Source organism: Candidatus Cloacimonas sp. (assembly GCA_035403355.1).
GTDB lineage: Bacteria > Cloacimonadota > Cloacimonadia > Cloacimonadales > Cloacimonadaceae > Cloacimonas.
This window is the reverse complement of the sequence record DAONFA010000005.1, coordinates 55085-66267: the sequence shown is the minus strand read 5'-3', so window position 1 is coordinate 66267 and position 11183 is coordinate 55085. Positions and strand designations below refer to the sequence as shown.

Here is an 11183-nt window from a genome sequence, read left to right as displayed (position 1 = left end):
AGGACGTCGTTTTTCCGGATTTATTAAACGACGAGGACGTCGTTTTTCCGGATTTATTAAACGACGAGGACGTCGTTTTTCCGGATTTTTTAAACGACGAGGACGTCGTTTTTCCGAGTTATTTTAGTGGCGGGTACATCGTTTTTCCGGAAGATTTTGCTTTACAAAAAAGCTCACTCTGATGTTTAAGATAATTGTATATAAACTTATCATAGAGGTTCAGTATTATAATGTTTCCGATTATTGAATTTCACCGTAGTTATCTTCCTCATTATCAAGAAGCAGGACAAGTAATTTCACTTACCTGGCGACTTGCTTTCATTATACCAGGTAATCTCCAAAATCTATTAGCTGAAATGAATGATATAATTCAATCTTATTCCGATATAAAAGCTGATGTTTCTGTAAGAAGCCAAAAACAAGAAGATTATAATAAAAAAATCCTCCAATGGGATAATTACCTGGGCAAATTAACATTACCGAAATTGAATTTGTGTGAACCGAAAACAGCTAATATTATTATGTCTGCTTTTAAATTCTACGATAGTAATTTGTATAACTTACATTCCTACTGTATAATGCCAAATCATATTCATTTACTGCTGGAACCCAAAGAAGATGGTAGTGATAGTTATTACAAAATCAGCGACATAATAAAAAGATTAAAGGGTTTTACTGCCAAAGAGATTAATAAATTGTATAATCAAAAAGGACCTATTTGGTGCAAGGATTATTTTGATCGCTATATCAGAAATGAAAAGGATTATTGTAATACGATTAGTTACATTATGAATAATCCCGTTAAAGCAGGACTGGTAGAGAATTATAATGATTGGGAATACAGTTATTATATTAATAATATAATAAGGAAATAGGAAGGTTGATGTCCTCGTCAACCAAAACCCCCGGAGGGTTGACGTCCTCGTCAACCAAAATCCCCGGAGGGTTGATGTCCTCGTCAACCAAAAAACCCGGAAGGTTGATGTCCTCGTCAACCAAAAACAGCGGAAGGTTGATGTCCTCGTCAACCATAAATAAAAATATGAGATAAATCAGTATCTTCAGGAACAAATGTGTAGGTAAATTTTATTAAACGACGAAAACATCGTTTTTCCGGGCTTTTTAAACGACGAACACATCGTTTTTCCGGGTTTTTTAAACGACGAACACATCGTTTTTCCGAGTTTCTGAAACGGCGGGAACATCGTTTTTCCGTTAGATTAAAGCAGTCATTCTTTCATAGCCCTTTACGGGAGGAAGGATGCCTGCTTCAACGGCATTTTTTACACTTATGCAGGGCAGATTTTCCTGATATATCTGCTGACGCGTGATTGTCTTCAGGTCTATATCCGGATTCCTTTTAGCCATATTTGTCATTAAGCGCAGATACAAATTTACCCAAGAGCGCAAAGGATGGGAACTATTTTCCCTTAATCCATTGTAGCTCATTAAATAGAGGCGTAAATCATCTTTGTATTCGTTCGCAGGTTTCAAGGAAAAGAGGTTGTGAGAAATATTACCAATTCTGGCGTTTTCTTTCGTTAACCGGGGATAAACTTTTTTCCGGGCGTAAACAATGCCCGAAGTCCTATCAAAACAATACACCAGTCCATCGGCTTTACCTGTGTAACCAGCCAGTCCGTATTGAAATTTTACTTTCATTTTTGTTTCTCCTTTATGTGTTCTCACTTCTATAGGGGGTGACAAAAATGAGGAATGGTGACAAATCTTACACAAAATACCGGTTGCTATAAAAATTGCTGCTCGCAGCTAATCCAACATTACTGATAGAAGGTATGCAGGCGATATAATTCTCGTATCTTTCCCGTATCACAATATGGGATGCATACAGGAATCTTTTTTACTGTATATCGGCTGCCAAAAGCCCTTGAGGGCAACACAATAATAGCGATGGTGGCGTAAACCACTCGGAAGAAGAAAGATAACCCCCTTCCTAATTTTAATATTCTGATTCCCAAACGGGTAATCCGGAAGCTAAAAATCAATTAAAAAATATCCATTTATGATTTATGAACTAAATCACAGTAATGGAACATAGCTGCCAGCAACAAAAAAAATATAACCCTCAGGAAAACTGCGGAAAGGCAAAAAACGGTTTGAACTTGACAGAAATGCTCTCTTTCACAGCATAGAAATATGAAAGCAGCTTGTTTACATCAGTTTTGGAAAGAAAAGCTCATTGCCTCTCCTGCACCGGCGGGAAACTATAAAAAAGTTGGCAAAAATATAGGCATTATCAATCTGAAAACCCTCTTTCTGATAAGCGGCATCCTTATCGTCCTTTTCAGGATACCTCTTTTTGCGGAAGAAGATAACTATTTGCAGGATTATCTCTTATCTTATCCTGAAACAATTTATTCAGCAGTTACGGCACCTGGCAACTGGCAAAATGACGATTGGCTGAAAGCAAGTGCCATAATTGTTACTACCGGAGGTTTATATTTGCTGGATGAGGAGCTGCGGGATTTATATCAACGAAATAGAATAAAGGTCACCGATGATATTTTTACTGTAGCTGAACAATTCGGGGAAGTGAAAATTATGCTTCCGCTTATGGCTGTAACTGCTTTAGGAGGATATATTGCCAAAGATGAAAAAACAATAGATACCTCTCTGCTTTGCTTGAAGAGTTCGCTTATCTCTTTGGCGGTTACTCAAACTTTGAAGCTTGCCTCGCAAAGACAAAGACCTTTTAAAGAAGAAGGCAAAAAATTTTGGCAGGATAGCGGAATTTCTTTTTCCAAAAATAGTTTTCCTTCGGGGCATTCCACTTTGGTTTGGAGTTTGGCTCCTGTGCTGGCAGAACAATTTAAAAAGACCAGATTGGTGCCGCCAACCGTCTATACAATTGCTGTTTTAACTTCCCTATCGCGATTGAACAGTGACCAACATTGGACCAGCGATGTTTTTGCGGGTGCCGTGATTGGTTATGTAACAGGAAAAATGGTATTGCAGGATACACCGAGAATAAAGCTTGGGATAAATCCCTTAACTGATAGAGTATCGCTTACTTACTGTTTTTAATAAAAATAGAGAAAAGGAGTTATTTTAGCCACCGAAAACACCGAAGGATTTTTTACAAAGAGGAAAAGAGTTATTTTAGCCACCGAAAACACCGAAGGATTTTTTTTACAAAGAGGAAAAGAAGTATTTTAGCCACCGAAAACACCGAAAACACCGAAGGTTTTTTTTTACAAAGAGAAAAGAGAAAAGAGAGTTAATTTAACAAAGAGGAAAAGAGAAAAAGAGAAAAAGAGAAAAGATTATTTAATATACTTTCGGTGACTTCGGTGTTTTCGGTGGCTAAAAAAGGCGGAGGCATAGCATCCTCCGGCTACACCATAATTATCAATACATAGCCGTTACAAGTATTTTTCGGTGACTTCGGTGTTCTCGGTGGCTAAAAAAAAGCGGAGGCATAGCATCCTCCGGCTACACAAAAGCAGAGTTCGGGAATATAATTTGCTTAAAACTAATATTCAAAAAGGAGACAATAATGAAAAAATATCTGCTTCTCATATTTATCTTGATTACTATTGGAATGTTATCGGCAATTCCGAATTACATTATCGGTTTACCGGTTTCCGGGCTTTCTCTTTCAGGGGAAAGTAAATCATTGTATAATGCAGTTCAAGCCCTTTCCCAAAGTGGCTTGGAGATATACTATTACAATGAATTATATATTATCGCCGGAACCAGTTACGAATATCCTGGTGCTTTGCAATTAGGAACTTCCAGAAGTGGAAAGTTCTATCTGATAACGATAGGTGACAGATATCCGCAGGTGGATTTGGCAAAAGCCGGAAAAGTTTTGCTGGAAATGGGTTCGGTAGTGTTGTTGGAGACCAAATTGGATGAACTTCGGCTTCGGCAACAAATCAGCAATCCTTTTGTCCCTTTGCTTTGGGAGCCAATGCGTTTTCCCGATACTTCTACTTTGGAAAAGACCCTTCAAGCGGAACGCACAGATATTGTCAATTTGGTTAATTCGGTTTCTGCTGATAGTATTTTATCTTTCCTGCAGTCACTGCAAAATTTCTCTACCCGTTATGCTTTGGCAGATAATAGATACATAGTGGCAAATTGGATGAAATCCCAATTTCTGCGTTTTGGCATTAGTAATGCTGAACTGAGTAGTTTTCAATGGAATGGAACTACTCAATATGATGTTGTAGCTACAATTCCGGGAACCGTTTATCCCGATACCTATATTATCGTTGGTGGTCATTACGATTCCATAACTTATGATAATCCTCTTGTTTTTGCTCCCGGTGCAGATGATAATGCCAGTGGCACAGTTGCCGCAATAGAAATGGCAAGAGTGATGATGGCAAATAACTATCAACCCAAATGTTCCATTCGTTTTGTTACCTTTGCCGCTGAAGAATTCGGGCTTTGGGGTTCAAAGTATTATGCCACTTTGGCTGATCAGACAGATATGGATATCCGCATAATGATAAATCACGATATGATAGCTAATACAAGTCCCAATCCCTCTGATCTGAGGGTTTTATTAATGCCCTACGATGGTTTCATAGCACAGACGGATTATGCAGCATTGATAACTTCTCAATATACCAGTTTGCAACCTGTTTATGGTTATCTTAATTCTGCCGGCAGTGATAGTCATTCTTTCTGGCAACACGGTTTTCCGGCTATTTATTTCTTTGAGTATAACTTTTCTGCTGTCTATCATAGTAATGATGATACCGTTGCTAATCTTGATCCTGTTTATTGTAGTAAGGTAATAAAAGCTTCCACGGCAGTAACTGCAAGTTTTGCTGAAATGCCGTCGCCTCCTTCAAATTTCACTGCTTTAGATGAAGGCACGGGATATAGTGTCCATCTTTCCTGGAGTTCTGTTCCCGATCCGGATTTTTCTCATTATCATCTTTCCTGGGGTTTGTCTCAAAATAACCTTAATAATACTCAAATTACAACTGCCAACGAAATTAGCATCACAGGATTAAATTCGGGACAGCAATATTTCTTTGCTATCTCTTCTGTAGCTTTTTCCGGTATTGAAAGCTATTCTAATACGGCTCAATGTGTTCCCCGGTCAATACCCCAACCACCTGTCAATTTTACAGACCAAGCATTGCCTTCAGGGATTCAACTTTCCTGGCATCCAAATAGCGAGCTTGATTTAGCCGGCTATAAACTATACCGTTCTTTGAATAGTTCCGAAACGGGAACTCTTATTGCTACTTTGTCTGAAACTGCTTGCAGTTATGAGGATACTAATGTTCAGGGCGGGGAATTTTATTATTACTATCGTCTTTGCGCTTTTGACAATGATAATAACAGCAGTTCTTTTACCCCGGTTCTCAAAACCCGACCTTTAAGTATGAACTGCGGATTGCTTATTATTGATGAAACGGTAGATTTAAACGGAATGGGTCCTTTTCAGCCAACTGATGAAGTAGTAGATTACTATTATGACCAATTGGTAGAAGGTCTGTGGAATCCTGCTCATTTTGATTTGGCTGATTTAACTGAGGACTTACGCCTGTGTGATATTGGCATCTATTCAGTTATAATCTGGCATGGTAACGATTATTCGGATATGACTTATCTCAATCAAATTAAGGATACTTTAAGGAACTATATCTATTATGGAGGTAAAATTCTATTCAGTGTTTTTCATCCGGGGCTTACTTTTGAACTGAATGCAGATTATCCTGCTGTTTTTGCTGAAGATACATTTATCAATGAAGTTTTAGGTATCAGCGGAACTAATTACGCTACCCAAGCCCGTTTCAATAGGGCAGAAAGTGTGTCCCCCGGCTATCTGGATATTCAGGTTGACCCCGATAAAGTTCCCGTTTCTCTTAATGGACACCTTTATCAGATAGAAGCGCTAACTGCGAATGCTCAAGCCATTCCTGTTTATCAATATGCCTCTGCTTATGAGAATAATGTGCCTCAGGGAATTCTGAACGGTGGAACAGTTGGAATTCAAAACACTTATTTTTCAGGTAAAACGGTAACCTTCAGCTTTCCTCTTTACTATATGGATTTTAACCAAAGCCGTCAAGTTGTGCATTACATTATAGAGAACTATTTTGGCTTACCTGTTGCAGTAGCAGATGAGGTAAATAATCCCGTTCCGGAAATTACCCTTTTGCCAAATCAACCGAATCCTTTTTCTGCTTCTACCCAAATCAATATCCTCTGCAAAAATAGTTACGCTCCTTTGAATGTTCAGGTGTATAACCTTAAAGGACAGTTAATTAAAACCCTTTTCCAGGGAATTCCGAAGGGGAAAAATAATCTTTCTTGGGAAGGTAATGATAACGCTGGTAAAAAAGTAAGCTCAGGTATCTACTTTATTCAGGCACAACAAGGTAAAAACATTCAAACCCGGAAAATACTGCTGCTGAAATAGTGTGCATAACAGCTAATAGTAGTTAGAACTTATTACTGGCTGCTTTACCTGAATTAAACTTCAATAATTTATTCCAGTTTATTATACCCTTATCGCAAAAGTCCTGAATAAACTCTGCAGTGAAGCTATTGATTAGTTTAGTGTATGCTGCATAGAAATTATCATTTTTCTCTTTAGCTTTGTAGCTTAGAGGAACAATAATTTTTGTAAACATCTCTTCATCACCGGAAATAAACTCCCAAAAACGCTGTCCACAGAGTTTATAGTAAGAACCCTTATCCGGTTTATCATCTTTTCCGTAACAGCAACCGTTTATGGCAATCACTGTTGCTTCTTTATTATTGGAACGAATAATTCTGGCAGCTCGGTTAAAATCATCTATCATTTTTGCCGTTTGACGACTATTACCCCAATTAGGACCTGATTTTATGGAGACAATATACCGTTTGTTTTCCTTATTAAACTCCAAATCTATACCCGAAGAAGATGATTTCACTCCCCCATAAATCATTCCACAAATATAGATAGCTAACGCTTCCAAAAATTCACCAAACATCGTTTCTTCAGCAGAAGATAAGTGAGCATCCAGAATGGACTTTATTAATTCTCCGGCATTAAGCATATTCTTGGCTCTAAACAGATACGGATTTTTATGTTTTAAGATATTTGTCAGCTTCAAATTGCTGATATTCATAATCCTGTTGTTATGAAATATTTCAATATGCTTTTCCACATATTCATTCAAGTCATTTTCATCAATCACTAATAACCTCGTTTATAACAAAACTTGTTGCTGATTTTGAATTTTCCCCAAAACTAAGTTATAATATTCAGGATTTATATCTATTCCAATTGCTTTTCTCCCCATATTCAAAGCAGCAAAAATAGCAGTTCCTGAACCCATAAAAGGGTCTAAAACTACATCACCCGGTCTGGTAAACAGCTTTATAAACCATTCGGGTAAAGCATAAGGAAAGGTTGCACTATGATTTTTATTACCACATTCAGTAGCTAAGTGTAACACATTTGTAGGATAGACCTTATCTTTGCCCACCCAGTTAGATACATTTTTACCAAATCCACTACCTACTTTGGAAGTGTCTCTAATTTTATCGGTATCACTTAAGTTGGAAAGTCGTTTTTCTGCCCAGTCACCTATAGGGATCATTACTTCTTCCTGATACATCTTAAAAAATTTGTTTTTATTGAATTGCAACAATCTTTCCCATGCATCCCGAAATCTGTTAGGCCATTTTCCCGGGTAGCAATTCTTTTTATGCCAGATAAATTCTTCTGTCCATAGCCAGCCCTGTTTTCTCATATTCAAAATCAATTCTATAACATAGGTATGCCTTTCTCCGTTAACTACTTTTTCTTTGATATTCAGGATGAATGTTCCCGTGGGTTTTAGAATTCTTAGTAGTTCCTGGGTTACGGGTAGAAACCATTCATTATATTCATCAGGTTTTATGCCCCCGTAGGTATTAGTCCTGCTGTCTGCGTAAGGAGGTGATGTTACTACTAAATCAATGGACTCTTTTTCAAGCTTTTGCAGAATTTCCAGAGCATCACCAAGGTATAATTCATAGTCATTATTGCTCATAAAGTAACTTCACCTCCTCACTTATAATATAATCCCTTTTACATATTTTCCCAAAACAGGTCAAGAAGAAAAAGTCCAGTAGGGAAGAACTCCCAGTTTACTTTAGTTTTAACTTCAGATTTATCCTAAAGTAGCAACCATCACGGCTTTAATGGTATGCATTCTATTTTCGGCTTCATCAAAAACAACGGAATGGGTTCCTTCAAAGACCTCATCGGAAACTTCCATACTCGTTAAACCGAATTTTTCATAAATTTCTTTGCCGATTTTGGTTTTCAAATCGTGAAAGGAAGGCAGGCAGTGCATAAAGATAGTAGTGCTTTTTCCTGTTTTCTGCAGCATTGCTTCGTTTACTTGATAGGGCTTTAGCAGTTTAATTCTTTGTTCCCAAACGCTATCCGGCTCACCCATAGAGACCCAAACATCGGTATAAAGGACATCGGCATTCTTCACTCCTTCATCAATATTGTCTGTTAGGGTGATTTTAGCACCTGTTTCTTGAGCAATTTCCCGGCATTTATTAATTAAAGTTTCCTCGGGAAACAGGGTTTTAGGAGCTACAATCCGAAAATCCATTCCGGTTTTGCAAGCACCGATAAGTAAAGCATTTGCCATATTATTGCGTCCATCTCCACAATAAACAAATACCATTTTGTTCAAGGGTTTGTTTATATATTCCAGAGCAGTTAAAAAATCAGCCAGAACTTGCGTGGGATGATCCTCAGTCGTTAAACCGTTCCAAACCGGTACACCGGCATATTTTGCCAGTTCTTCCACAATTTCCTGTCCATAACCCCGGTATTCAATGCCATCATACATTCTGCCTAAAACCCTTGCTGTATCGGCAACGGATTCTTTTTTGCCCAGTTGGGAACCGGTTGGTCCTAAATAAGTTGTATGAGCACCTTGGTCTAAAGCTGCAACTTCAAAAGCACAACGGGTGCGAGTGCTATCTTTTTCAAAGATTAGGGCGATATTTTTCCCTTTTAGTTTCTGCTGTTCCGTGCCGGCATATTTGGCTTTTTTCAGCTCCAGGGATAGATCAAGCAGATATTGAATTTCCTTTGGAGTAAAATCCATCAGGGTAAGAAAGTTACGGTTCTTAAGGTTAAAAGACATTTCGGTCTCCTTTTGGTTATTTTTTTGAATTTTATTTTGTTTTACCGGGTTTACCTTGTTTCAGGTAAATCCCAAACCCTGAAAAAACGAATAATAAGTAAATTCAGGTTACAATCCTTTTTTAAAACGGCAACCTAACTGTCAACAAGTTTCTCTTGTTGTTGCCAATTGTCTTTTTTCTTGACAGAAAGCTCGTAACCGCAAGATAGGTTTTTTAGATGGACATACAACATTTCCTATTCTCCCCAAGCCCTTGCAGAAGGGATTAAAAAGGGAAGGGTATCAAATAGCTAATACCAAGTAAATTATAACAAGTATGACAACATAGCAAATTAAACAGACAGGGCAAAAAACCTGTCTAAAAGCAGGATGTATGATAAAAGAAGTTGGGCGTCTAAATCTGGACGACTATAAAATCCTTGATACAGAAGTGGAGAAAATTTTCCGCAATGTAGAAAAAGGAAAAGACACACTGGCAGAAAAACAAATTATAGACCTTGGCAATACGGCAAACTATTTTGTTAGAGAAGAATTGGGTAAACGCTTAGCGCAATATTCCTGTAACGGAGAGATGGATGCTATATGTGGACGGCTTATAGAGCATTTCATTTATGGGGTTCGGGCTACAGCACTATTCTATTTTTATTACAAGCATCAGGATAATCCTGAAATTGTAATTAAGACGCTGGAAAAGACCTTTGAAAGTGTTCCCTGGGAATCTGAGACCATCTGTTTTGAGCTCTGGAAAAAGGCACCGGAAGTGATGCAGGAATATATGCCTCTTTGGGCGTCCTCAGAGAACGAGAAAAAGCGGGCTATCAGTATGCATGGAATGGAAAATATCGCTTCCCGTTATCCGCAATATGTTCTTTCCTTTGTGTCCAATCTGTTGGATGATGAAAGTGAGGAAGTGCAAAAAAAGGTTTGCCATATTCTTACTCAGGTAGGAAGACAAAGACCCGTGCAATGTTACAACAGCATTCGTCGCTGGTTAATTGAAGGGGATGAAAACAGGATTCGCATTCTTTGGCAAACAATGAAAAAACTGGCTAATATTTATGCGCAACGCAGTAGGAGAGATAAAACCAACGAATTTATGAATGTTACTCAAAAGACGATTACTGATTGGCGCAATGATGATAATCCCAAAGTAGCTACAATGGGAGCTAAGCTTTCAGGTATAATAGCCAAGAAAAAGAAGAGAGAGAATCAAAACCAAAAAGCAGCCAATTCCGAAAACAATTACTATTACAAATAAATATGAACTATAAGCGGGATTACTCACGCGTGGCAGTAATTTTGGTAGAGCCAATCTATGGGGGAAATGTAGGTGCCGTAGCCAGAATAATGCATAATTTCTGTTTTTCCGATTTACGCATTGTAGGCAAAGCACCGGAAAAGAACGATTTTTACCTGGCTATGCACAGTGAGCAAATATTGGAAAATGCAGTTACTTATACCTCTTTGGCAGAAGCAATACAGGGTCTGGATAGAATTATTGCCTTTTCCCGAAGGGTGGGGAAAAATAAACCCGTAGATTTTACTCCCAGGCAGATGGCAAAATATGTGCAGAGTTTACCTAAAGCAAAGATAGGATTAGTTTTCGGCAGAGAGACCTACGGTTTAACGGATTTGGAAGCAGAGCTTTGTCCTTTGCGATGTCATTTTTTGGCAAATCCGGCTTTTCCTTCTTTGAATCTGGCTCAGGCAGTTGCTTTAGCTCTTTGGGAAATATATTCTTTCCCTTTGGAAGAGGAGCAAAGCATAAACAAACACTATAATGCCGCCAGTGGCAAAGAAATAAATGATTTAGGGAAATACATTTTGGCAGTGATGCATTCCACGGGCTTTTTCCAAAAAAAGGAAACGGTTAACTGGGAGGCATTTCTGGCTAAGATGCTGGCAGAGCTAAATCCCGATAAAAATATGTTATACCGTTTAAAACAGATGTTTAACCGTTTTAATGTATTGGTAACAGGTAAGGGTTTGGGTTATATTATTAATGAACAGCCACATTCCGATGGGGAAGAACCGGACCAAAGAAAAACCTGA

The 11183-nt window shown here is 38.1% G+C and carries 11 protein-coding genes; 6 read left to right on the top strand and 5 right to left on the bottom strand.

Annotation, left to right across the window (positions count from 1 at the left end; genetic code table 11):
• Both PLE33_02815 and PLE33_02810 read left to right on the top strand, forming a co-directional pair.
• A partial coding sequence (locus tag PLE33_02815) for a hypothetical protein (protein HPS60176.1) occupies positions 1-182 on the top strand: 182 nt, incomplete at its 5' end.
• A gap of 48 nt (positions 183-230) precedes the next feature.
• Positions 231-875 (top strand): transposase, encoded by a 645-nt coding sequence (locus tag PLE33_02810; protein ID HPS60175.1) that lies wholly within the window; start codon positions 231-233, stop codon positions 873-875.
• Here the strand turns inward: PLE33_02810 and PLE33_02805 are convergent.
• The gene (locus PLE33_02805) at positions 853-1032 is read right to left on the bottom strand and encodes a hypothetical protein (GenBank protein HPS60174.1); all 180 of its coding nucleotides are present in this window, start codon (positions 1030-1032) and stop codon (positions 853-855) included. The two genes, PLE33_02810 and PLE33_02805, sit on opposite strands and share 23 nt — an antisense overlap.
• Before the next feature lie 183 nt (positions 1033-1215).
• Positions 1216-1662, bottom strand: coding sequence for a hypothetical protein (locus PLE33_02800; protein ID HPS60173.1), 447 nt, complete (start codon positions 1660-1662; stop codon positions 1216-1218).
• 495 nt (positions 1663-2157) lie between these two features.
• Here PLE33_02800 and PLE33_02795 point away from each other — a divergent pair, with 495 nt between their 5' ends.
• Together PLE33_02795 and PLE33_02790 are read left to right on the top strand one after the other, a co-directional pair.
• A complete protein-coding gene (locus tag PLE33_02795; protein HPS60172.1) occupies positions 2158-3045 on the top strand; it encodes a phosphatase PAP2 family protein in 888 nt (295 codons plus the stop codon).
• 472 nt (positions 3046-3517) lie between these two features.
• Positions 3518-6409 (top strand): M20/M25/M40 family metallo-hydrolase, encoded by a 2892-nt coding sequence (locus tag PLE33_02790; GenBank protein ID HPS60171.1) that lies wholly within the window; start codon positions 3518-3520, stop codon positions 6407-6409.
• 22 nt (positions 6410-6431) lie between these two features.
• Here the strand turns inward: PLE33_02790 and PLE33_02785 are convergent, their stop codons facing one another.
• The 3 genes from PLE33_02785 to argF form a co-directional block, all read right to left on the bottom strand.
• Positions 6432-7172 carry a PmeII family type II restriction endonuclease gene (locus PLE33_02785; protein ID HPS60170.1) on the bottom strand — a complete coding sequence of 247 codons (741 nt, stop codon included), beginning with the start codon at positions 7170-7172 and terminating at the stop codon, positions 6432-6434.
• A 12-nt stretch (positions 7173-7184) separates the two neighbouring features.
• Complete coding sequence (locus PLE33_02780) at positions 7185-8012, bottom strand: site-specific DNA-methyltransferase (protein ID HPS60169.1); 828 nt, start codon at positions 8010-8012, stop codon at positions 7185-7187.
• A 120-nt stretch (positions 8013-8132) separates the two neighbouring features.
• Positions 8133-9131, bottom strand: coding sequence for an ornithine carbamoyltransferase (gene argF / locus PLE33_02775; protein ID HPS60168.1), 999 nt, complete (start codon positions 9129-9131; stop codon positions 8133-8135).
• 373 nt (positions 9132-9504) lie between these two features.
• On the opposite strand from argF, the gene PLE33_02770 reads away from it, so the two are divergent.
• Both PLE33_02770 and PLE33_02765 read left to right on the top strand, forming a co-directional pair.
• A complete protein-coding gene (locus tag PLE33_02770) occupies positions 9505-10389 on the top strand; it encodes a DNA alkylation repair protein (GenBank protein ID HPS60167.1) in 885 nt (294 codons plus the stop codon).
• A gap of 2 nt (positions 10390-10391) precedes the next feature.
• Positions 10392-11183 carry an RNA methyltransferase gene (locus PLE33_02765; GenBank protein HPS60166.1) on the top strand — a complete coding sequence of 264 codons (792 nt, stop codon included), beginning with the start codon at positions 10392-10394 and terminating at the stop codon, positions 11181-11183.

Coding starts and splice junctions, on each gene's coding strand:
- PLE33_02810 (HPS60175.1), top strand. CDS start 231: ATGTTTCCGATTATTGAATTTCACCGTAGTTATCTTCCTCATTATCAA.
- PLE33_02805 (HPS60174.1), bottom strand. CDS start 1,032: ATGGTTGACGAGGACATCAACCTTCCGCTGTTTTTGGTTGACGAGGAC.
- PLE33_02800 (HPS60173.1), bottom strand. CDS start 1,662: ATGAAAGTAAAATTTCAATACGGACTGGCTGGTTACACAGGTAAAGCC.
- PLE33_02795 (HPS60172.1), top strand. CDS start 2,158: ATGAAAGCAGCTTGTTTACATCAGTTTTGGAAAGAAAAGCTCATTGCC.
- PLE33_02790 (HPS60171.1), top strand. CDS start 3,518: ATGAAAAAATATCTGCTTCTCATATTTATCTTGATTACTATTGGAATG.
- PLE33_02780 (HPS60169.1), bottom strand. CDS start 8,012: ATGAGCAATAATGACTATGAATTATACCTTGGTGATGCTCTGGAAATT.
- argF (HPS60168.1), bottom strand. CDS start 9,131: ATGTCTTTTAACCTTAAGAACCGTAACTTTCTTACCCTGATGGATTTT.
- PLE33_02770 (HPS60167.1), top strand. CDS start 9,505: ATGATAAAAGAAGTTGGGCGTCTAAATCTGGACGACTATAAAATCCTT.
- PLE33_02765 (HPS60166.1), top strand. CDS start 10,392: ATGAACTATAAGCGGGATTACTCACGCGTGGCAGTAATTTTGGTAGAG.